The sequence below is a fragment of the Variovorax sp. P5_A3 genome, from assembly GCF_056400665.1.
This window is the reverse complement of the sequence record NZ_JBFUKW010000008.1, coordinates 104489-126553: the sequence shown is the minus strand read 5'-3', so window position 1 is coordinate 126553 and position 22065 is coordinate 104489. Positions and strand designations below refer to the sequence as shown.

21 protein-coding genes and 1 riboswitch are annotated in these 22065 nt (G+C 64.9%); of the genes, 13 read left to right on the top strand and 8 right to left on the bottom strand.

The features are described from left to right. Nucleotide 1: 1 nt before the first annotated feature. On the bottom strand, nt 2-1987 hold the full coding sequence (locus tag AC1D3B_RS14155) for a monovalent cation:proton antiporter family protein (protein ID WP_478191301.1): 1986 nt from the start codon (nt 1985-1987) through the stop codon (nt 2-4). A 76-nt stretch (nt 1988-2063) separates the two neighbouring features. Here AC1D3B_RS14155 and AC1D3B_RS14150 point away from each other — a divergent pair, with 76 nt between their 5' ends. From AC1D3B_RS14150 to AC1D3B_RS14135, 4 genes are read left to right on the top strand one after another with little or no spacing between them, the layout of a single operon-like run. Continuing rightward, nucleotides 2064-3065, top strand: a complete 1002-nt coding sequence (locus AC1D3B_RS14150; protein WP_478191300.1) for a KpsF/GutQ family sugar-phosphate isomerase — start codon at nt 2064-2066, stop codon at nt 3063-3065. Then, nucleotides 3065-3613: a KdsC family phosphatase gene (locus AC1D3B_RS14145; RefSeq protein WP_478191299.1), complete on the top strand. Its 549-nt coding sequence runs from the start codon at nt 3065-3067 to the stop codon at nt 3611-3613. The genes AC1D3B_RS14150 and AC1D3B_RS14145 overlap by 1 nt, the downstream gene beginning before the upstream one ends. Next, a complete protein-coding gene (gene lptC / locus AC1D3B_RS14140; protein WP_478191298.1) occupies nt 3610-4251 on the top strand; it encodes an LPS export ABC transporter periplasmic protein LptC in 642 nt (213 codons plus the stop codon). The genes AC1D3B_RS14145 and lptC overlap by 4 nt, the downstream gene beginning before the upstream one ends. A gap of 8 nt (nt 4252-4259) precedes the next feature. Next, nucleotides 4260-5054, top strand: coding sequence for an SDR family oxidoreductase (locus AC1D3B_RS14135; protein WP_478191594.1), 795 nt, complete (start codon nt 4260-4262; stop codon nt 5052-5054). A gap of 83 nt (nt 5055-5137) precedes the next feature. On the opposite strand, the gene AC1D3B_RS14130 is transcribed toward AC1D3B_RS14135, so the two are convergent. Further along, entirely contained in the window at nt 5138-5656 is a 519-nt protein-coding gene (locus tag AC1D3B_RS14130) for an RNA recognition motif domain-containing protein (RefSeq protein ID WP_478191297.1), read from the bottom strand. 249 nt (nt 5657-5905) lie between these two features. Beyond that, nucleotides 5906-6088: riboswitch (yybP-ykoY riboswitch) on the top strand. 8 nt (nt 6089-6096) lie between these two features. On the opposite strand from AC1D3B_RS14130, the gene AC1D3B_RS14125 reads away from it, so the two are divergent. From AC1D3B_RS14125 to AC1D3B_RS14105, 5 genes are all read left to right on the top strand, one after another. After that, nucleotides 6097-6663, top strand: a complete 567-nt coding sequence (locus tag AC1D3B_RS14125) for a TMEM165/GDT1 family protein (RefSeq protein WP_478191296.1) — start codon at nt 6097-6099, stop codon at nt 6661-6663. A gap of 116 nt (nt 6664-6779) precedes the next feature. Next, nucleotides 6780-7967, top strand: a complete 1188-nt coding sequence (metX, locus tag AC1D3B_RS14120) for a homoserine O-succinyltransferase MetX (RefSeq protein ID WP_478191295.1) — start codon at nt 6780-6782, stop codon at nt 7965-7967. After that, nucleotides 7964-8551: a methionine biosynthesis protein MetW gene (gene metW / locus AC1D3B_RS14115; RefSeq protein ID WP_478191294.1), complete on the top strand. Its 588-nt coding sequence runs from the start codon at nt 7964-7966 to the stop codon at nt 8549-8551. Before metX ends, metW begins: the two co-directional genes overlap by 4 nt. A gap of 27 nt (nt 8552-8578) precedes the next feature. Beyond that, on the top strand, nt 8579-9166 hold the full coding sequence (locus tag AC1D3B_RS14110; RefSeq protein WP_478191293.1) for an IMPACT family protein: 588 nt from the start codon (nt 8579-8581) through the stop codon (nt 9164-9166). Between the two features lie 152 nt (nt 9167-9318). Beyond that, nucleotides 9319-9858 carry a bactofilin family protein gene (locus tag AC1D3B_RS14105; protein WP_478191292.1) on the top strand — a complete coding sequence of 180 codons (540 nt, stop codon included), beginning with the start codon at nt 9319-9321 and terminating at the stop codon, nt 9856-9858. A 7-nt stretch (nt 9859-9865) separates the two neighbouring features. Here AC1D3B_RS14105 and AC1D3B_RS14100 read toward each other — a convergent pair whose 3' ends face one another. After that, a complete protein-coding gene (locus tag AC1D3B_RS14100) occupies nt 9866-10702 on the bottom strand; it encodes a DUF72 domain-containing protein (protein ID WP_478191291.1) in 837 nt (278 codons plus the stop codon). Nucleotides 10703-10822: 120 nt separating this feature from the next. Between AC1D3B_RS14100 and AC1D3B_RS14095 the strand changes: the two genes are divergently transcribed. Together AC1D3B_RS14095 and AC1D3B_RS14090 are read left to right on the top strand one after the other, a co-directional pair. Then, the gene (locus tag AC1D3B_RS14095) at nt 10823-12316 is read left to right on the top strand and encodes a M20 family metallopeptidase (RefSeq protein WP_478191290.1); all 1494 of its coding nucleotides are present in this window, start codon (nt 10823-10825) and stop codon (nt 12314-12316) included. Next, nucleotides 12313-13149 (top strand): lysophospholipase, encoded by an 837-nt coding sequence (locus AC1D3B_RS14090; protein ID WP_478191289.1) that lies wholly within the window; start codon nt 12313-12315, stop codon nt 13147-13149. The genes AC1D3B_RS14095 and AC1D3B_RS14090 overlap by 4 nt, the downstream gene beginning before the upstream one ends. On the opposite strand, the gene AC1D3B_RS14085 is transcribed toward AC1D3B_RS14090, so the two are convergent. From AC1D3B_RS14085 to AC1D3B_RS14065, 5 genes are all read right to left on the bottom strand, one after another. Further along, a complete protein-coding gene (locus AC1D3B_RS14085) occupies nt 13146-14321 on the bottom strand; it encodes an MFS transporter (RefSeq protein ID WP_478191288.1) in 1176 nt (391 codons plus the stop codon). The two genes, AC1D3B_RS14090 and AC1D3B_RS14085, sit on opposite strands and share 4 nt — an antisense overlap. Before the next feature lie 94 nt (nt 14322-14415). Beyond that, entirely contained in the window at nt 14416-14883 is a 468-nt protein-coding gene (locus AC1D3B_RS14080; RefSeq protein WP_478191287.1) for a YidB family protein, read from the bottom strand. 36 nt (nt 14884-14919) lie between these two features. Beyond that, entirely contained in the window at nt 14920-16254 is a 1335-nt protein-coding gene (locus AC1D3B_RS14075; protein ID WP_478191286.1) for a M20/M25/M40 family metallo-hydrolase, read from the bottom strand. Between the two features lie 33 nt (nt 16255-16287). Continuing rightward, the gene (locus tag AC1D3B_RS14070) at nt 16288-17013 is read right to left on the bottom strand and encodes a 16S rRNA (uracil(1498)-N(3))-methyltransferase (RefSeq protein WP_478191285.1); all 726 of its coding nucleotides are present in this window, start codon (nt 17011-17013) and stop codon (nt 16288-16290) included. Continuing rightward, complete coding sequence (locus tag AC1D3B_RS14065) at nt 17010-18104, bottom strand: aminoglycoside phosphotransferase family protein (protein WP_478191284.1); 1095 nt, start codon at nt 18102-18104, stop codon at nt 17010-17012. Before AC1D3B_RS14065 ends, AC1D3B_RS14070 begins: the two co-directional genes overlap by 4 nt. 98 nt (nt 18105-18202) lie before the next feature. Between AC1D3B_RS14065 and AC1D3B_RS14060 the strand changes: the two genes are divergently transcribed. Both AC1D3B_RS14060 and AC1D3B_RS14055 read left to right on the top strand, forming a co-directional pair. After that, nucleotides 18203-20665 (top strand): LPS-assembly protein LptD, encoded by a 2463-nt coding sequence (locus AC1D3B_RS14060; RefSeq protein WP_478191283.1) that lies wholly within the window; start codon nt 18203-18205, stop codon nt 20663-20665. Between the two features lie 14 nt (nt 20666-20679). Continuing rightward, nucleotides 20680-22062, top strand: a complete 1383-nt coding sequence (locus tag AC1D3B_RS14055) for a peptidylprolyl isomerase (protein WP_478191282.1) — start codon at nt 20680-20682, stop codon at nt 22060-22062. Nucleotides 22063-22065 lie beyond the last annotated feature (3 nt).

The following is a 22065-nucleotide window of genomic DNA, read 5'->3' as shown; positions in this document are numbered from 1 at the left end:
CTCAGCCCTTCTGAAGCTTGTCGATCGCCATGGCCAGCGCGCCGGGCTTGCCGGACAGCACCAGCGTATCGCCGTCCGCTAGCACCGTGTCGTCGGTGGCGTCTGCGGCCTTGCCATCGCGCCGACGCAGGCTTGCGACGCGCACACCCAGGGCCTGGAGCGCCAGCCGGGCCAGCGGCTGACCGATCGCGCGCGCGCCGCCAGACAGCGTGAATGTATTGAGGCGCTCGTGGTCGAGTTCGTCAGCGTTGTCGTCGTCGGCGCCGTGGAAGTAGCCGCGCAGCAGGTTGTAGCGAGCGTCCCGCTGGTCCTGCACCACCCGGATCACGCGCCGCATCGGCACGCCGACAAGCGCCAAGGCGTGGCTGGCCAGCATCAGCGAACCCTCGATCGCCTCAGGCACCACTTCCGTCGCGCCGGCGGCCTGAAGTTTCTCGAGATCGCGATCGTCCTGCGTGCGCACGATGACGGGCACCTGCGGCGCGTGCGCGCGGGTGTTGGCCAGCACCTTGAGTGCGCCCGGCACGTCCTGGTACGTCACTACGACCGCGCTGGCGCGCGCCAGGCCGGAGGCCATCAGCGCCTGCAGACGTGCGGCGTCGCCGAAGACCACCGAATCGCCGGCCGCCGTGGCTTGGCGGACGCGGTCCGGATCCAGGTCCAGCGCCAGGTAGGGAATGCCTTCGCGTTCCAGCACGCGGGCCAGGTTCTGCCCGCAGCGCCCATAGCCGCAGATGATCACGTGCTTCGCGGTGTTGATCGTCTTTCTCGCGATCGTCGTCATCTGCAGCGACTGCTGGAGCCAGTCGCTTGCCACCAGCTTTCGCACGATGCGGTTGCTGTACATGATGATGAAAGGCGTTGAGAGCATCGACAGCACCATCGAGGCCAGCACCGGATTCAGCAGCCATTGCGGCAGAAGATTCTTCCCCTGGGCCAAGTTCAGCAGGACAAAGCCGAACTCGCCGGCCTGCGCGAGGTAGAGGCCCGTGCGCAGCGAGACGCCCATCGTTGCGCCGAGCAGGCGGGCCAGCACGGTCACCAACATCAGCTTGAATGCGAGGGGCAACAGCAGCAGCACCGCGACAAGGGCCCAGCGCTCGAAGACGATGTGCCAATCCAGCGACATACCGATCGTAATGAAGAAGAGCCCGAGCAGGACGTCGTGGAAGGGCCGGATGTCGGTTTCGACCTGGTGCTTGAACTCGGTCTCCGAGACCAGCATGCCGGCAACGAAGGCGCCGAGCGCCAGGCTCAGGCCGGCAAGCTCGGTCAGCCACGCCAGGCCGAGCGTGACCAGCAGCAGGTTGAGCATGAAGAGCTCCTCGCTGCGGCGGCGCGCGACCAGCGTCAGCCACCAGCGCATCACCCGGGGTCCGCCATAGAGCAGGACCGCAATCAGGAACGTGGCCTTCAGAAGCGCGACACCCAGTGCCTTCAGCAAGGCTTCCGGCGGCGCGCCAAGTGCCGGGATCAGCACCAGCAATGGCACCACCGCGAGGTCCTGGAACAGCAGCACGCCCATCACGCGCTTGCCGTGCTCGCTGTCGAGTTCCAGGCGCTCGGCCATCAATTTCACGACGATCGCGGTGCTGCTCATGGTGAGCGCGCCGGACAGCACGAATGCCGTCTGCCACCCCAAACGCCAGCCGGCCGGCAGCCAGGAAGAGATCAGCAATGCACCGCCGGTCGCGATCGAGATCGTCAGCATTACCTGCAGGAGCCCCAGCCCGAACACGTGCTTGCGCATGGTGCGCAGCTTGGGCAAGCTGAACTCCAGGCCGATCACGAACATCAGGAAGACGACGCCGAATTCGCCCAGATGCTGGATGCCCTCGGAGTTCTGGGCCAGCGCAAACGCGTGCGGTCCGATCAGCACGCCGGCCGACAGATAGCCCAGCATGGGCGGCAACTTGAAGAACCGGCAGATCACCACGCCGATCACCGCAGCAAGCAGGTACATCAACGTGAGATCGAGTGACGACATGGCCCGATGCTACTGAATGTTCCCCGTCGCTCCCGCCCCATGTGTGTCGGCCGGCCCTGCCCGATAAAATCCGTCGATGAGTTCCCGCCCCGACCAGGCCCCGACGGCCGAACCCGCCGCAATGCTCGCGCGGGCGCGTATCACCTTCGATATCGAAGCAGCAGCCGTGCTCGGCCTCAAGCAGCGCGTCGGGCCGAGCTTCGTGGAGGCAGTTCGCAAGATCCTCGATGTGCGCGGACGCGTCGTCGTCATGGGCATGGGCAAGAGCGGTCACGTAGGCCGCAAGATCGCCGCCACGCTCGCATCGACCGGCACGCCGGCCATGTTCGTGCATCCGGCCGAAGCCAGCCATGGCGACCTCGGCATGATCAAGGCGGTCGATCTCGTGCTTGCGATCTCCAACAGCGGCGAGGTCGAGGAACTCACCGTCATCCTGCCGGTCGTCAAGCGCCAGGGCGTGCCCCTGATTGCCATGACCGGCGGCGCCGATTCCACGCTGGCGCGCCATGCGGACATCGTCCTCGACAGCGGCGTCGAGAAGGAAGCCTGTCCTCTCAATCTTGCGCCGACTGCCAGCACGACGGCGCAGATGGCCCTCGGCGACGCGCTTGCTGTCGCCTTGCTCGATGCACGCGGATTCGGCACCGAAGACTTCGCGCGTTCGCACCCCGGCGGCGCGCTGGGACGCAAGCTCCTGACGCACGTCGGTGACGTCATGCGCTCTGGCGATGCCGTGCCGCGCGTCGGACCCGCCGCGAGCCTGAGCGAACTGATGCGCGAGATGAGCGCAAAAGGATTGGGCGCCACCGCCGTGGTCGATCCGGCCGGTCGGGCCATCGGCATCTTCACGGACGGCGACCTGCGCCGGCAGGTCGAGACAGGCGCCGACCTGCGGGCCCTGACCGCAGGCGACGTGATGCACGTCGGTCCGCGCACATTGCGCGCCGAGGCGCTCGCGGCCGAAGCCGCCGAGTTGATGGAGCAGCACCGCATCACGAGCGTGCTGGTGGTTGATGCTTCCGGTGTCCTCATCGGCGCGCTCACCATCAACGACCTGATGCGCGCGAAGGTCATTTGATGCCCATCGAATTCAAGGCGGAGACCTTGCTAGCCGCACAGGACGTCCGGGTCGCGTTCTTCGACGTCGACGGCGTGTTGACCGATGGCGGTGTCTATTTCAGCGAGCACGGCGAAACGCTCAAGCGCTTCAGCATCCTGGACGGCTACGGACTCAAGCTGCTTCGCATGGCGGGCATCACCCCAGCGGTCATCACCGGACGCGATTCAAAGCCGCTGCGCGTACGGCTCACGGCGCTCGGGATCGAACATGTGCGCTACGGCACCGAGGACAAGCTGCCGGCGGCCGAGGCCATGCTCGCACTGCTGGGCCTCAAGTGGACGCAGGCCGCCGCCATCGGAGACGATTGGCCCGACCTCCCGGTGCTGTCGCGCGTGGCCTTCGCCGCTGCACCTGCCAACGCTCACACCGAGGTCCGTGCCATCGCACAGCATGTGACGGCTGCTCGGGGTGGCGACGGTGCCGCACGCGAGTTCTGCGACCTGTTGCTGACAGCCGGCGGTCACTACCGCCGGTTGCTGGACGGTGCGCGGGGCCTGCCCGCATGAAGTCGGCCTGGCGCCTGCTGCGCATCGGTATTGATCGCGCAACAATCTACCTTCCACTCATCCTCACCGCGGCGCTCGCCCTGGGCACCTACTGGCTGGTGCGCAGCGCGCCCAAGCTCACGGCACCGGCGCCCGTGGAAGCACCGACGCACGAACCCGATTTCTTCATGCGCGGCTTCGTGGTCAAGAATTTCCTCCCGAATGGCGAGTTGCGCAGCGAAATGTTCGGCAAGGAAGGTCGTCACTACCCGGATACCGATACGCTCGAAGTCGACGATGTGCGATGGCGCGCCATTTCCGACCAAGGCCTTGTTACCCACGGTTCCGCAAACCGCGGCCTGTCCAACGGCGATGGAACCGAAATCCAGCTTTTCGGAAACGCCGTGATCATTCGTGATGCTGCGTCGGCCGCCAACGGCAAGGTGGCACCGCGATTGGAGTTTCGCGGCGACTTCCTGCATGCATTCCTGGACAGCGAGCGCGTCAAGTCCCACAAGCCAGTCACGCTGATACGCGGAACCGACCAGTTCACCGCCGATTCGCTGGACTACGACAGCATCACGGGCGTCGCCGATCTCAAGGGACGCGTCCATGGCGTGCTCATGCCGCGCCCTATCGCGCCGGGAGCAAAGCGCTGACCAACGACATCCTTCAAGAACGAACGCCCGCCAGGCCCCTCGTTTTCATCACGGGTGCCTCGAGTGGCATTGGCCAGGCGCTCGCAATGCGCTTCTACGTTGCAGGCTACGCGCTCGCGCTTGCTGCGCGTCGTACGGCGGAGATCGAGGCGTGGGCGGCCAATCGGCAACTCGATCCCGCACGCTACCGGGTCTACGGCGCCGATGTCGCCGTGATCGACAGCATCGTGGCCGCCGGTGCAAGCTGTATCGAGAGTCAGGGTGTGCCCGATGTGGTCATCGCCAACGCCGGTATCAGCGTCGGGATGGACACCGCCGAACGCGGGGACCTCGACGTGCTGGCGCATACCTTCGCGACGAACAACATCGGACTCGCGGCCACCTTCCACCCTTTCATCGGCGCCATGCAGGCGCGGGGGAGTGGCCGGCTCGTCGGCATCGGAAGCGTTGCGGCGATCCGCGGCCTCCCAGGTCATGGGGCGTACTGCGCGAGCAAGGCCGGCGTTGTCGCCTACTGCGAGAGCCTGCGGGGCGAGCTGGCCCGGAGCGGCATCCAGGTCGTGACGATCAGCCCGGGCTATGTCGACACACCCTTGACTCAAGGCAATCGCTACAGCATGCCCTTCATGATGACGCCTGACGAATTCGCAACCCAGGCGTTTCGAGCCATCGACGCGGGCACGAGCTATCGCGTGATCCCCTGGCAGATGGGCGTCGTTGCGAAGATCATGCGCTTGCTCCCCAACGCCGTATTCGACCGAGCAGTCAAAGGCCGAGGGCGAAAGAAGCGGGCCGGAGAGTGATTCAAGTCGGCACCGCCTGCGCCGGACCATGAAAAAAGGCTCCCAAAGGAGCCTCTTCTCTTGCGTTTGATTCGCGTGAAAGTTCAATAGCCGCTGTTGCCGCCATTGCCGCCGCCATAGCCGCCGCGACCACCGCCGCCGCCGCCACGTGGGCCCGCACCATAGGGGCTGCGAAAACCGCCGTCGCCACCGCCGCCGCCGCTGCGACCACCACCACCGTAGCCACCGCCGCCGCCGCTTCGACCGCCGCCGCCACCACCGTAGCCGCCGCCTCCGCCGCCATATCCACCGCCGCCACCACCGTATCCACCGCCGCCGCCGTAGCCGCCGCCACCGCTGCGCGGGGGACGCGCTTCCATCGGGCGAGCTTCATTCACGACCACGCTGCGGCCGCCCAAGGGCTGGCCGTTCATGCCATTGATGGCTGCTTGTGCTTCCGCATCGCTACCCATTTCAACGAAGCCAAAGCCCTTGGAGCGACCTGTGTCGCGCTCCATCATGACCTTGGCGCTCGTCACGGCACCGAATTGCCCGAAGGCCTGCTCGAGATCACCGTCACGTACCGAGTAAGGCAGGTTACCGACGTACAGTTTGTTGCCCATCAAGGGACTCCTATAAACACATCAAGAAAAGCGATGGAGTCCCGAGAGCACCACCCAAAGGAAAAATCCGCCGAGTTGCGCGAAACTGTCCGATCACCGAATCCCCACCTCCAGAATTTGGAGGAAGGCTCGTGCATTATGGGTGAAATACGTCAACTGCAAGTAGGAATTTGCCCCCTCCCCCGCCGCCCCCGAAAAATTGTTGGAGTTGGCGCACGCTTACAAACGCGCTCGCCGACGCCTTACAATCCGGGAGTCATTGGGGAGTAGCCGCCTTCCATCGTGAGAAGGGTTTGCGTCAACAGACTTGTCTTGCCCCGTGCAAGACATGGCGCAGACAGTGTCCAGCCTGGCGAGACCTTTGACCGCGCGACTTCGGGATTCGGCCGAAGGTGTCGTGCGGTCAATTGCGTCCTTCGGCCGTAGGAAATCCCTTTTTCATGGAAGCATTTTTCGTTGCAACCGGCGTGGTCGCGCTCGCCGAAATGGGTGACAAGACCCAACTGCTTTCTCTCGTGCTCGCGGCGCGATTTCGCAAGCCCTGGCCCATCGTCCTGGGCATCTTTGCTGCCACGGTCCTGAACCACGCGCTCGCGGGCGCCGTCGGCAACTGGGTGACCCATTTCCTCGGCCCCGTCGTCCTGCGATGGATCCTTGGGGGCTCATTCATCGCAATGGCGCTCTGGATGCTGATTCCAGACAAGCTCGACGACGATGAGTTGCCCAAGTCATCGCGCTTCGGCGTGTTTGGCACCACCGTCATCGCATTCTTTCTCGCGGAGATGGGCGACAAGACACAGATCGCCACCGTGATGCTCGCCGCCCGCTACGTCGACGCCTATGCATGGGTCGTCCTCGGCACCACGCTCGGCATGATGCTGGCCAACGCGCCGGTGGTATGGCTCGGCGAACGCATCGTGAAGCGTGTCCCCATCAAGTTGGTACACGGCATCTCCGCCGCGATCTTCATGGTCCTCGGCGTGGTCGCGTTGATCGGCTGGGGTTGACCGGCATATACTTCCCCGACGCGCCGATTTGCTCCAGCTTGCGGGCGCTTAACAAATGCAGCTAAAGACGGATGCCGGACCCGGCTCGTTTTTGGCGAGGCCGGGTCTTTTCATTCATGTCGTTCGTCGTCACTCCGCAATCGATGCATTTCGCCGGTCCGCTGGCCCTCACCAGCGGCGCTTCGATCAGCGACTACACGCTCGCGTTCGAGACCTACGGCGAACTCAATGAGGAGCGCAGCAACGCGGTGCTGGTCTGCCATGCGCTGAATGCCTCGCACCACGTCGCCGGCGTGTACGCGGGGCAGGAGAAATCGGAGGGCTGGTGGGACAACATGATCGGCCCGGGCAAGCCCGTGGACACCGATCGGTTCTTCGTCATCGGCATCAACAACCTCGGCTCGTGTTTCGGCTCGACGGGCCCGATGCACATCAACCCCTCCACAGGCCGTGCGTACGGCGCCGACTTTCCCGTGGTGACAGTCGAGGACTGGGTCAATGCGCAAGCTGCCCTGCTCGACGCCCTCGGCATCCGAAGACTCGCGGCCGTGATGGGCGGCAGCCTCGGCGGCATGCAGGCACTGTCCTGGACCCTGCAATATCCTGATCGCGTGCAGCACGCCGTAGTGGTCGCCAGCGCGCCCAGCCTCACGGCCCAGAACATCGCATTCAATGAAGTCGCACGCCGCGCGATCGTGACGGACCCCGACTTCAACGGAGGCCATTTCTACGAGCATGGCGTGATCCCCAAGCGGGGCCTGCGGATCGCCCGCATGATCGGCCACATCACTTACCAGAGCGACGACCTGATGAACGAGAAGTTCGGCCGTGCACTGCGCACCGCGGTCGAGGGCGCGGCGGACAACACGGACTTCCTCTATTCGACACAGGAAGTCGAGTTCCAGATCGAGAGTTACCTGCGCTACAACGGCGACAAGTTCAGCGAGTATTTCGACGCCAACACCTACCTGCTCATCACACGTGCACTCGACTATTTCGACCCCGCGCGCGAGCACGGCGGCGACCTTCGCACGGCGTTGGCACGCGCGAAGGCCAAGTTCCTGCTCGTGAGCTTCACCACGGACTGGCGCTTCTCGCCGGCACGCAGCCGCGAGATCGTCAAGGCCCTGCTGGACAACAGCCGCAACGTGAGCTACGCGGAAATCGATGCACCGCACGGACACGATGCGTTCCTGCTCGACGACGTGCGCTACATGAGCGTGGTGCGCTCTTATTTCGACCGCATCACCGAAGCACCGGATGCGTCGGTGTCAAAGCCCTCCGCCGGAGTCTCGCTGGCATGAGCGATCAGGACACCCAGCAACTCATTGCGCGGCTCGTGCCGGAGGGTTCACGCGTGCTCGACCTCGGTTGCGGCGACGGCGCACTGCTCGATCTGCTGCAGCGAGAGCGAGGCTGCACCGGCTACGGCATCGAGATCGCCGACGGCAACGTGCTGCAGTGCGTCCGTCGAGGCGTCGACGTGATCCAGCTCAACCTCGACGAAGGCCTCGCAATGTTCGACGACGCGTCCTTCGACGTCGTGCTGCAGATCGACACGCTGCAGCACCTGCGCAATGCCGAGGTGATGCTGCGCGAAACCGCGCGCGTCGGGCGCATCGGCATCGTCGCCTTCCCCAACTTCGCGCATTGGCCCAATCGCATCAGCATCGCGCGCGGCCGCATGCCCGTGACGCGACGCCTGCCCTACCAGTGGTACGACACACCCAACATCCGCGTCGGAACCTTCAAGGACTTCGAAGTGCTGGCGCGCAAGAATCGCCTTCGCGTGCTCGATGCCTTCGGCCTTCAAGACGGCAGCGAAGTGCGTTGGTTGCCGAACGCGCGCGCGAGCACGGCTGTCTTCAAGTTCGAGCGCGATAGGTAGCCATCGGCGGCGGCCGCGCCTCACACCATGCCGTTCACTCTCGCCGCGCCGCTTCACAGCGAGCTGATCGTCAAGAAGAGCCGCTTCATCGGGTGCGTGCAGCCGGTGGTCGATCGCGCTGCGGCGCAGGCTGTGGTCGATGCCCTGCGCAGCGAACATCCTGGCGCTGCGCACGTCTGCTGGGCCCTCATGGCGGGCGGGCACTCCGCCGCCAACGACGACGGCGAGCCCGGCGGCACGGCCGGACGTCCCATGCTCGAAGTCCTTCGCCATCACGATCTCGAAAGCGTGCTGGCCACCGTCGTGCGCTATTTCGGGGGCACCAAGCTGGGAGCGGGCGGACTCGTTCGCGCGTACACCGACAGCATCGCGCAAGCGCTTGCCGGCGCCACGCTGGAGCCCCTGGTGCAGCAGCGTTTGCTGCATTGCGCCGTGCCGTATGCGTTCGAAGGAACACTCCGCCGCGAGATCACTGCGGTCGGTGCCACCCTCAACGAGGTACGGCATGACAGTCTCGTGCATTTCTCCTTCACACTGCCGGAACCGACGGCCGCCGGCTTCATTGCACGGATCGACGATGCTGCGCAAGGGCGCGCCGTCTGGATGTGGGAGTGACGGACTCGACACCGAAGCCGATGCCTCGAAACAAGAACACCAAAGTTCCCAGTAAATGGAAATCGCGATTTATTCAGTTACGCTTCTTTCGCAATGAAGTGCCGTGGTGCGTGGAGGCGTTCTTACGATAGGCGATTTCGAGGAGCTACCCATTGGCCACACAGTCCCCCTTCTTCGGCAAGCGTGATCGCGATGCCGAAAATCTCACCTCCCGCCCCGCGCCGTTGATGGGTTCCGGCACCAATCTTTCCGGCACGCCGGTCAGCCCTTCCACGCTCACGACCCAGGCTGCCAATGCCGTGGCGAACGTTCCGAGCGTGGCGAAGGAAGGCGGCAGCAAGCTCACCGTCGGCCCGAACATCAAGCTCAAGGGCGTCGAGATCACGGATTGCGACACGCTGGTTGTCGAAGGCCTGGTGGAAGCGACCATGGATTCGCGCGTGATGCAAATCGCCGAACAAGGCGCCTTCAAGGGATCTGCGGAGATCGACATCGCTGAAATCCGCGGCCTGTTCGACGGCAACCTGACGGTGCGCGAAAAGCTCGTGATCCATTCCACCGGCAAGGTCACCGGCAAGATCCGCTACGGCAAGATCGTGGTCGAGGAAGGCGGACAGCTTTCCGGCGAGATCAGCTTCGGCGCGGCCCCTGCCGGCAGCAAGCCCGCAGCGACCCTGCAAGCAGCAGCCTGACTCCGGCTCAGCCCAGTCTCTTGATCAAGGCACCGGCAGCCGCCGGTGCCTTTTCTTTTGCGCCATTGATGAAGTAGATGAAGACATCGCGCGCCGTCGTTGATTGCGCCTTGCCGTCTTCGACATGCGGCAGTGACGCGGGCGTGCCGCCCCGCGCCCACGTCTTCGCGGCCTCTGCCCACGCGTCGAGTGCCTTGGGTGCGTAGCCGTTCTCGAACTTCGCATCGCTGTTCATGAGCCGTGCATAGACAAAGTCGCCGGTCAGATCCGCGAACGATGGAAACTTGTCCGAGTCAGTGAAGACCGTGGCCACGCCGTGCTTGCGGGCAAGCGCCAGGTAATCGGCCGTACGGAAACTCTCATGCCGCACGTCCAGCACGTGCCGCAGTGCGCGGCTGCCTTCTTTTCTCGGCAGCAGTTCGAGAAAGCCCGCAAGATCCTCGGGATCGAACACCTTCGTCGGCATGAACTGCCAGACGATCGGGCCCAGCTTGGTGTCGAGCTCCCCGATGCCGCTGTCGACAAAGCGCTTGATCGAATCGCCCGCCGTCGCGAGCAGCTTTCGATTGGTCGAGAACCGCGAAGCCTTCAGAGAGAACATGAAGCCGTCGGGCGTATCGTCATGCCACTTCTTGAACGTCGTCGGCTTGAAAGTGCTGTAGTAGGTGCCGTTCACCTCAATGGCGGTGAGTTGCCGGCTTGCATAGCTCAACTCCTGCGCATGAGGCAGGCCGGCCGGAAAGAAGTTGTTGCGCCACGGCTCGTAGGTCCATCCGCCAATACCAACTCGTATGCCTTCTTGCGCGAGCGCGATCGGGCTGGAAACTTCGGTGTGCGCAGTCATGGCGTCCCTCGGCGGCATTGGCGAAGCATGCCTTTTATCGCATCCTCCGGTCGCATGCCACCCCGCGCACGATCCGGCCATACGCACTAACATCGTTCCCCCAACCCCGCGGAGAACTTCATGAACGCCCCCCTCCACCGCGAAATGCCCGGCCGCCTGCTCGACGCCGGGCGTGCGCTGTCCGACGTGTCGTCCAAGTGGGACAACGACATCGTCAAGCAACTCACCGACTACATCGCCATCCCGGCCAAGTCGCCCGGCTTCGACAAGGAATGGGCGCAGCACGGCTATCTTGAAACCGTGCTGCGCAATGCGGCTACCTGGGTCGAGGCCCAAAAGGTCGAAGGTCTCAAGCTGGAAATCGTGCGGCTCGAAGGCCGCACGCCCGTGCTCTTCTTCGAAGTGCCCGCCACTGGCACCGACATGAAGGAAACCGTGCTGATGTACGGCCACCTCGACAAGCAGCCTGAGTTCACAGGCTGGCGCAACGACCTGGGCCCCTGGACGCCCAAGTACGAAAACGGCCTGCTCTATGGACGCGGCGGCGCCGACGACGGCTACGCCATCTATGCCAGCGTCGCCGCACTGCAAGCGCTCAAGGCACAGGACGCAGCGCATCCGCGCATCGTCGGGCTGATCGAGACCTGCGAAGAGTCCGGCTCCTACGACCTGCTGCCCTACGTCGACGCATTGCGCCCGCGCCTCGGTGATGTATCGCTCGTCATCTGCCTGGATTCCGGCGCAGGCAACTACGACCAGCTGTGGCTCACCACCTCCCTGCGCGGCATGGCCAGCGGCACGCTCAAGGTCGAGATCCTCACCGAGGGCGTGCACTCCGGCGACGCCTCCGGCCTCGTGCCCTCGAGCTTCCGCATCATGCGGCAGGTGCTCGACCGCCTCGAGGACAGCAAGACCGGCCGCCTCCTGCCCGAGAGCTTCCATTGCGCCGTGCCCGCCGAAAGACTGGCGCAGGCCAAGGCGACGGCAGCCATCCTCGGCGAAGAGGTCTACAAGCGCTTTCCGTGGGCGCACTTCGATTGCGGCGGCTCCTCGACCTTTGCGCTGCCGACCACCACCGATCCCGTCGAGGCCCTGCTCAACCGCACATGGAAGCCGACGCTCTCGGTCACCGGAGCCGAGGGATTCCCCGCCCTGAAGGATGCGGGCAATGTGCTGCGCCCCTACACCGCATTCAAGCTCTCCCTGCGCCTGCCTCCGCTGGTCGACGCCGATCAGGCCGTGCAGCAACTCAAGACGCTGCTCGAGGACAACGCGCCCTACCAGGCGAAGGTCACCTTCGAAGGCGGCGGTGGGGCCACCGGATGGAATGCGCCCGACACCGCGCCATGGTTCGAGACGGCGCTCAATGCCGCTTCGCGTGCGCACTTCGGCGCGGATTGCGGGTACATCGGGCAAGGCGGCACGATTCCGCTGATGAACATGCTCAGCGTCGGCTTCCCGAAGGCCCAGATGATGGTCTGCGGCGTACTGGGGCCGAAGAGCAATGCCCACGGGCCCAACGAGTTCCTCCACGTGCCCTATGCAAAGAAGCTGACGGCTGCCGTGGCCGAGGTCATCGCCGCCCTGCCGGTCGCCCGCGCCGTCGCGGCTTGAAGACGCCAAAGACGCTGCAGGCGCCCGGCGGCGAGACGCTGGCGCTGTACGACTGGCCCGTGGAATCCGGCCGTGCCAGAGCGGCCGTGGTCCTTGTCCACGGCCTTGGCGAACACGCCCGGCGTCATGCGCGCGTCGCCGAACGACTCAATGGTTGGGGATTCGCAGCGCGCGCGGCAGACCATCATGGGCACGGCGCATCGAGCGGTGCACGTGGCGGCCTGCCCACTTCGAATCGACTGGTCGACGATCTCGCGCTCGTCGTCGATGACACGCGAGCCGCCCTTCCGGGCTTGCCGCTTGTGTTGCTCGGACACAGCCTCGGCGGCCTCGTCGCCGCGAGCTTCGTGGCCCGCAATGTGCGCCCCGTCGATGCATTGGTGCTGTCGTCACCGGCGCTGGACGCTGGACTCAGTGCATTCCAGCGCTTTCTCGTCGCAACGCTTTCACGCCTGGCGCCGGACTTGCGCGTGGGCAACGGCCTCGACGTCCAATACCTCTCGCACGACCCCGCCGTCGCTCCGGCGTATCGTAGCGATCCGCTGTGCCACGACCGCATCGGCGCGCGGCTGGCCCGATTTCTCGCTGACGAAGGTGCCGTCGTCCAGTCAGCGGCTTCCACTTGGCATGTGCCCACGCTGCTGATCTACGCCGGTGACGATCGCCTGGTGAGCCCCGCCGGAAGCCGCGACTTCGCGGCCGCGGCGCCCGCGTCGATCGTCAGTACCACCTGCTTTCCGGCGCACTATCACGAGATCTTCAACGAACTCGACCCCACCTCGGTATTCGACACGCTCCAGCGTTGGATGGTCGAGCGCTTTCCTGCGGTTTAGGCTGCCGCGGCGGGCGCAGAGCGCTGGCGGCGCGCGAGCCACAGCAGCGCAATGCCCGTCAGCACCACCGGCACCAGCGAGCCCAGGTTCAGCAGACGCCAGCCCTGTGTCGTCACCAGCACGCCCGATGCGAACGAACTCACCGCGAGCGTCGCGAAAACGCAGAAGTTGAGCGCGCCCTGGGCCCGGTCCCTCTCTTCGGCCGTGTAGGCCGACAGCGAGAGCGTCGTGCTGCCCGTGAACAGGAAGTTCCAGCCGACGCCCAGCATGAACAGCGCGACCAGGAACTGATGCAGGTCGACGCCAGAGAGTGCCACGGCAATGCAGCCAAGGTTGAGCGCCAGGCCCGCGCCCATCACCGGCAGCACGCCCACGCGACGTATCAGGTGCCCGGTGAAGAAGCCCGGCGCGAACATACCGATGACATGCCATTCGAGGACGAATGCGATGTCGTTGAAAGGCAGGCTGCAGACCTGCATCGCAATCGGCGTCGCTGCCATGAGCAGGTTCATCACGCCGAATCCGAGCGCTCCAGACACGGCTGCGACGATGAATACCGGCTGGCGCGCGATCTCGCCGAGGGAGCGGCCGCCTGTCGCCGACGTCCTGGGTGGCGGCGCAGGAAAGTCGATGAACTGCATCATCACCATCGACAACAGCGCGACCGCCGCCAATGCCAGGTAGGCGCCCGCGAAAGGCACCGCGAACCAGGTGCGCGTAACGGCGGCCAGGTTGGGACCTGCGACCGCTCCGATCAAACCGCCGGCCATCACGAGCGAGACCGCCTTCTCACGCCAGTCGGGCGCAGCGAGTTCGGCCGCGGCAAAGCGATAGAGGCTGGCATTCGCGTTGTAGTAGCCCGCCACCACCGTCGCGAAGCAAAGCAGCCAGAAGTCCTTCCAGATCGCAGCCTGTGCGCACAGCAGCGCCGATCCCAGAGCCACGGCGATCCCGATCTGGAACGAGCGCCGACGACCGAAGCGCCTCTGCGCGCGTGCAACCAGGCTGGTGGCCAGCGCACCGCCCACCACATAGCCCATCACCGGCAGTGTCGCCATCCAGCCGCCCGGCGCCAGCGCAAGACCGACCAGGCCGTTGATCGCCATGAAGGTGACGTTGTTCGTCAGGAACAGGCCTTGGCAGATGGTGAGCAGCCAGAGATTGCGATTCATGCGTGGCGGAGGGAGTGGGGCCTCGTTCTATCACGGCGAAAAAAATGGCGCCCTGAGGCGCCATGGTCCGTGCGAGCACAGACGGGCGTGCGCACTAACCCTTCTGCAGCAACCCGCTGAGCGACGACAGCAGGTCGTCGTGATTGCCCAGGCCTTCCGCAGGCACCTGGCCCTTCGGTGTCAGCTGATCGATCAGCGTGGGCAGCATGGTCGCCAGCAACGGCAGCAGCGTCGAGGCGTTGATCCCGAGCTTCTGCGCGATCCCCGAGATGGCGTCGCTGCCGAGCACCTGCTGCAACTGCCCGCCCGAAATCGGTGCGTTGTCGCCCTTGCCCACCCAGGACCCGATGACGTCGCCCATGCCGGCCTGCTCGAACTTGGAGACCAGACCGCCGAGGCCACCGAGCTCGCCGTTGTTGGCGAGCAAGCCGCCGAGCGCACCGGCGAATCCGCCGAGGTCACCCATGCCGGCGAGGCCACCAAGACTGCCGACGCCACCTGCCTGTGGTTGTGCCTGCGCGCCGCCTAGCACTTGTCCTAAAACTGAATCGAGCAATCCCATGATGAACCTCCTGAATGTTTGATTGGGGGCGAGACTTTACTTCGAGCGTGGGGGCCGCTTTGCCAACAGGGGCTCGCTCACGCCCTGGACCCCGACCAGCCCGAGAACCGTCACGAGGGCATTCTGCGCGCCCTTCCACCCGTCTGTCACGTCGATCCACTCCGAGAGTGCGTGAAACCCGCCTGTCTTTCCTCCGCCGCCGATGATGATGGCGGGAATGCCCAGCGACATCGGTACGTTCGCATCGGTGCTCGCCCCGGTCAGCAGCGTCTTGTGGCCGAAAGCGGCGTTCGATCGCACGGCCGCTTCGACGATCACCGAGTCCGATGCGGTGCGTCCGCCGGGCCGGTCGCCTATCAGCTTGCTGGAGGCACTCAGCGTCGTGACATTCCAGCGCTTGTTTTCTTCGGCCACGGCCTCGTCGATCGCGGCCAGCACCTTCTTCTCGGTGTCGAGCAGCGCAGCCATGTCGTCCGAGCGAATGTCGACCGCCATGCGCGCATCCGGCGCGATGGTGTTGACCGACGTGCCCCCGCCCACCGTGCCGACCGTGAACGTGGTCTTCGGAAAGCTCGGCGTCTTGATGTCGGCGATCTTGGCGATTGCACGGCCCATGCCGTGGATTGCACTGGGCACCTGGCCGAAGGCAGCATAGCTGTGGCCGCCCGGTCCCTTGAAGCTCACCTCGTAGCGATGGCTGGCGGTGCCGAGCAGCAGCACGTTGCCGTCGGGCGCCGGCTCGACGCCCACCATGCCGTCGATGTCGAGATGATCGCGGAAGATCGCCTTCATGCCTCGCAGGTTGCCCAGTTCTTCCTCGCCGACGTTGCCGACGAACATGAGGTCGCCCACCGTCTGGATCTTGTTCTCGTTCAGCACCTTGAGCCATGACAGCAACACCGCGAGCCCGCGCGTGTCATCGGAGATTCCCGGCGCGTAGAGCTTGCCGTCGCGCTCCTTCACCTTGACGTCGGTGCCGGCCGGGAAGACCGTGTCCAGGTGCGCCGAGATCAGCAGCCTCGGACCGTTGCCGGTGCCCTTGCGCACGCCGATCACGTTGCCTTCGCCGTCGATGTGCGCATCGGTCAACCCCAGCGCCTTCAGGCGGGCGAGAAAAGCCTCGGCACGCTTCTGTTCCTTGAAGGGCGGTGCCTCGATTTCGGTGAGCGTCTTCAGATCTTCGACGGAACGCTCGTGATCGGCTTTCACCGCGTCGAGCAGTTGCGTGATGGACGGTGCGGCGAGAAGCTGGGTATAGGCCTGATCAACCGCTGGCTTCACCTGCGATGGCGTCGGCGCCACGGCAGATCCCTGTGCATGAGCGGCACCCGCAGCACACAGTGCCGCGAGCAGGATGGGTGCAAGGCGCATGGGGACGGAACGAGATGGCATGAGATTGAAGGGTTAAGTGCAAAGCAACGCCAGTGCCGCCAGTGCTGCGGTTTCAGCGCGCAAAACGCGGGGGCCGAGCGTGAGGGGGGCAAAGCCGAGCGCAATCGCGTCCTGTTCCTCGACGGCACTGAGACCGCCTTCCGGCCCGCTCAGAACCCACGCGTCGCGAAGATGGCTGGAAGCACCGTCGCGGACAGCGGATATCGCTTGCGTCCCGTCAGCGAGGCTCAGGATGAATCTGTCGGCATCTGCGACAGGCTTGGCCAGCCAGCCGGCCAACGATTGGACCGGATGAATCAGGGGCACCCGGTTGCGGCCGCATTGCTCGCAGGCCGCGATGGCGATGGCCTCCCAATGCCCGCGCTTCTTGTCCGCTCGCTCGCCCGACAGCCGCAGCACACCGTGCGCGGTCATGAGCGGCTGGATGCTCGCCACGCCCAGTTCGGTGGCCTTCTCGACCAGCCAGTCCATGCGCTCGTTGGCCGGCATGCCGACCGCCAGATGCAGGGCGCGCGGTGCCTCGCGTTCGATCGCGGTATGCGCGCCGACCTGGACCGAGACTTCGCTGCGGCCCATCCGCTCGACCGTTGCCGCGTATTCACCCCCGCTGCCGTCGAACAGGGTCAACGCATCGCCTGGCTGCATCCGCAGCACCTGCACGTGGCGCGCGGCACCGGGCGGCAGCGTCAGCGCGCTGTTCGCGGTCAGCGCCGTCGCGCAGTGAAAGCGCGCCGTCACACCCGTCCGTAGGCGAAGCCGCTCACGGCCGTGGTGCTTTCGACTTCGTCGATGACGCGAAGCAAGGGCGTGAGTTCGGTGTAGCGGCTTGCCGTGGCCCGGATGTAGGCGATGAAGCGCGGCGTGTCGGCGAGGTACTTGGGCTTGCCGTCGCGCAGCGTGAGCCGCGCAAAGATACCGGCGACCTTCAGATGCCTTTGCAGACCCATCCACTCGACCGCACGATAGAAAGCGCCGAAATCCTCGTCCACCGGCAAGCCGGCCTTGCGGGCCTGTTCCCAGTAGCGCACCGTCACGTCCAGCACGAATTCCTCGTCCCAGCTCAGGAAGGCGTCGCGCATCAGGCTGGCGACGTCATAGGTGATCGGGCCATGGACGGCGTCCTGGAAGTCCAGCACCCCGAGCGAAGGGCCGCCGTTGACCATCAGGTTGCGTGGCATGAAATCGCGATGCACGTAGACGCGCGGTGCCGCCAGGTTGCTCTCGACGATCAGCCTGAAGCTGCGTTCGAGTCGCTCCTTCAGCTTGCCTTCCACGGGCAATCCGCGGTGCTGCATGATGTACCACTGCGGAAAAAGTGAGAGTTCGCGCTCCAGCAGCGCCTGATCGTAGGGCGGAAGGACGCCGGGGCGGGAGGCCTTCTGCCAGAGGATCAGCGCATCGATCGCCTTCGCGTAGAGCGGGCGTGCCGCATCCGGACGGGACGGATCGATCACATCGAGCATCGTCTGCGCGCCCAGGTCGTCCAGCAACAGAAAACCGTTGACTTCGTCCCATTCGAGCACCTGGGGAGCAGTCACGCCGGCTTCGGTCATCAGCTTCGCGACCTGCACGAAAGGCGCGCTGTTCTCCTGGGCCGGCGGGGCGTCCATCACGATGCGGGTCGGGCCGCCGTCGCTCGCGTCGACCCGGAAATAGCGCCTGAAGCTTGCATCTGCCGAAGCAAGACGCACCGTGGACGGCAGGAGTCGGTGCGCTGCGGCGATGCGCTCCATCCACTGGCTGAAGGCCTGGGCGCGGATCGGGTCGCTCCAGGCGGGTGGATCGAAAGGTGTCGCGGCGCCGTTGGCCGGTGGCGGGGAGGCTGTCATGGATAATCAATTCTACAAATCCGCCTGGCGCGGAGCTTCGCAACCCGCCGGTCTCCTGGCGCCGTCATCCCCCTCCAGACGATATTTGTTCCGTACCGATGCCTGACCTGAACCGAGCCGCCTGGCGCCGGTCCCGCCCGCCCTTGCCGCTGGCGGTGCTGTCTCTTGCCCTGCTGCATGCGCATGGCGCGCATGCACAGGATGCCGGTCTCGACGCGCCGATGGTTCTCAAGCGCACGCCGCAACTCACCGAAACCATCACTCCCCAGCAGCGCGGCCAATTGCCGACCTTCGTCAATGGCGACCGCATTTCCGGACGTCCCGACCTCGAGACAGTGGTCGAAGGCAATGCGTCGCTGCGTCGCGGCGACACCATGGTCACCGCCGACCGGCTGGAGTACTACCAACCCGAGGATCTCGCCAAGGCGACCGGCAACGTTCATGTGAACCAGGCCGGCAACGTCTACGAAGGGCCCGAGCTTCAGCTCCGTATCGAGACTTTCGAGGGCTTCTTCAACAACGTTCGCTACCGCTTCCTGGTCAACGGGGCGCATGGCACGGCTGAGCGCATCGATTTCGTGGACAGCAATGTGTCGGTGGCCCGCACCGCGACGTACACCACGTGCCGGCCCGAAGACTACCCAGGCTGGATGCCCGCATGGCTGCTGAGCGCCGCAACACTCACCACCGACACCGAGGAAAACGTCGGCGTTGCCACCAACGCGCGAGTCACGTTCATGGGCGTGAGCACACCTCCGTTCCCATCCGTGAGCTTTCCGCTCAGCAACGATCGCAAGAGTGGCCTCCTGCCGCCGGTCATCGGTATCGACAGCGTGAACGGCATCGACATCACCGTGCCGTACTACTGGAACATCGCGCCCAATCGTGACGCGACGATCTATCCCGAGTTGATGTCGAAGCGCGGCATCAACATCGGGACCGAGTTCCGGTACCTCGAAAACAGCTACAGCGGCGAGATCCGGGCCGACTACATGCCCTACGACCGTCTGCGCGACACCGATCGCTGGGGCATCTGGACGCACCACGAGCAACGATTCGACGGCCCGTATTTCGGCCTCGATTCGCTGGTCGGCACGCTCAACATCAATCGGGTGAGCGACAACGACTACTGGCGCGACTTCACGCGCACGCCGTCGCTCACGCAGCGCCTCCTGTCGAACGACGGCACGCTCAACTGGAGCAAGGGCGACTGGAGCGGGATGGCGCGTGCCTTGAGTTACCAGACGCTGCAGTACGCGCCCGCGCCGATCGTTCCGCCCTACGACCGGATGCCGCAGATCACGGCGAACTACAACAAGTACGACTGGAACGGCTTCGATTTTTCGCTGAATACCGACTACTCACGGTTCGAGACGAACCCGATCGAACAGTGTCTCGGCTCGATTCCGTCCAATTCGTCCGTGGCGTGCCAGCCCAATGGCGAACGCGTTTTCGGCATCGCAAGCCTGAGCCGGCCCTTCCTGACGCCCGGCACCTTCATCATCCCGAAGGTCATGCTGAACGCCACGGCCTACCAGTTCGATGCTCCGATACTGAAAAACACCTTCGACATCGGCAACACCCAGGTCTTTGAAGTGACCAGAAGCGCGACCCGCACGGTCCCCACGTTCAGCCTCGACAGCGGGCTGGTCTTCGAGCGTGACACCAGCTTGTTCGGACGTGCCTTCCAGCAAACGCTGGAGCCCCGTGCCTACTACGTGTACACGCCGTTTCGAAACCAGAACTACTTGCCGAACTACGATTCGGCGCAGAACGATTTCAACTTCGCGACGATCTACACCGAGAACGCCTTTTCGGGCAACGATCGCATCTCCGACAGCAACCTGCTGACCCTCGGCGTCAGCACCCGCTTCATCGACCCCGACACCGGCGCGGAAGCCGCCCGTTTCGGCATCGCGCAGCGCCTGCGCTTCGAAGACCAGCTCGTCACTTTGCCCGGCGTTCCTCCCGTGACCGATCGCCTGAGCGACATCCTGCTGGGCGCCCAGATCAATTGGACCCCCAAATGGAGCGTAGACGGCACGGTCCAATACAATCCGGATACGCAAACGTCGACGCGCACGGCCATCAGCGCGCGTTACAACCCCGGACCCTACCGCTCGATCAGCGCCGCTTATCGCTATCAGGCCAACAGCACGCCTACTTCCGAGGACGGAAACAAGTCGATCGACGTGAGCTGGCAGTGGCCGATCAACGACCTGTGGGGCGACACGGGCAAGGAGCTGGGCGCAGGCCGTGGTCAGGGTGGCGGGCGCTGGTACGCAGTGGGTCGGCTCAACTACAGCCTGCAGGACAGCAAGCTGACCGATGGCGTACTCGGCTTCGAATACGACGGTTGCTGCTGGATCGGACGCGTGGTGCTGGAGCGCGTCACGACCGGGCAGGTGACCGCGAATACGCGGATCATGTTCCAGCTTGAGTTTGTCGGCTTTGCCAGCGTGGGATCGAGCCCGAGACGCACATTGACGCAGAACATCCAGCGGTACACCCCCCTGCGCCAGCCGATCGCGGGACCGAGCCGCTTCACCAATTACGACTGAGACCGAGCACTGCCATGAATCACTTTCGCTCCATCCTGACCCTGGCTTGCCTCGCCACGCTGGCAACTGCCGCCGGTGCGCAAGGCGGCATCACTGACATCATGCGCGCCGGTCCGCGACTCGCACCCGCACCGGCCGCGCCACGCGCCCCGGCACCGAATGTCCAGCGCTCGGCCGAGTACATCGTGGCGCTGGTCAATTCCGAACCCATCACCAACAACGAGGTCCAGGCGCGTGCGGTCCGCATCCTCCGAGAAAACCCCGAAGCGGAGCGCTATCCGCGGCCGGAACTGATGCGCCTGGTGCTGGAGCGCCTCATCGGCGAGCGCGCCCAGATGCAGGTGGCGAAGGAACAAGGCATCAAGATCGACGATGTCGCGGTCGACCAGGCCGAGCAGACCGTCGCCCGGCAAAACCAGATCAGCGTGGCCGAGTTGCGTCGACGTGTCACGGAAGAAGGCCTCTCGCAGGAGCAGTTCCGCCGCGAACTTCGCGAGCAACTCATGCTGATTCGCCTGCGCGACCGTGAAATCGAAGGCAAGGTCAAGATCAGCGATGTGGAGGTCGACCAGTACATCCGGGAACAGCGCAGCGGCACGAACGCGGCAATTCCCCCGAACATCAATATCGCCCAACTGCTGGTCGCCGTGCCCGAGTCCGCCAGCGAAGCCGATGTGGCGAAGCTGCAGCAACGTGCGCAGGGCCTTGCCCAGAGGGCGCGTGCCGGCGAAGACTTCGCGAAGCTCGTTCAGGAATTCTCCGACTCACCCGACCGTGCTTCCGGCGGCGCCATCGGCATGCGCAGCGCCGATCGTTATCCGCCCCTGCTGGTCGAGGCCACCCAGTCCACCCCGATCGGCGGCATCATTGGGCCTGTGCGTTCGAGTACCGGCTTTCACGTGCTGAAGTTGCTGGCCAAGTCCCAGCCCGGCGCCAGCGACGCCGTGGTAACCCAGACACAAGTTCGCCATATCATTTTGCTTGCCGACGCGAAGCACCCCACAGCCGATTCCGTCGCGAAACTGAACGAGTTCAAGCAGCAGCTGCAAAAAGGTACGGCCGATTTCGCCGTCCTCGCGCGCGACAACTCGCAGGACGCCAGCGCCAAGGATGGCGGCGACCTGGGCTGGGCGCGGCCTGGCCAGTTCGTGCCCGAGTTCGAAGAAGCCATGAACCGGCTGGCACCGGGCCAGATCAGCGATCCGGTGGTGTCACGCTTTGGCGTGCACCTGATTCAGGTGACCGCGCGTCGCGACGCCAAGTTGAGCCAGGCCGAGCAACGCGAAGCCGCGAGAGCCGTGCTGCGCCAGAAGAGGATTGCGGAAAGCACCGAAACCTGGGCTCAGGAAGTGCGCGCGCGGGCTTACGTCGAGTACCGCGAGCCTCCGCAATCGTGACAG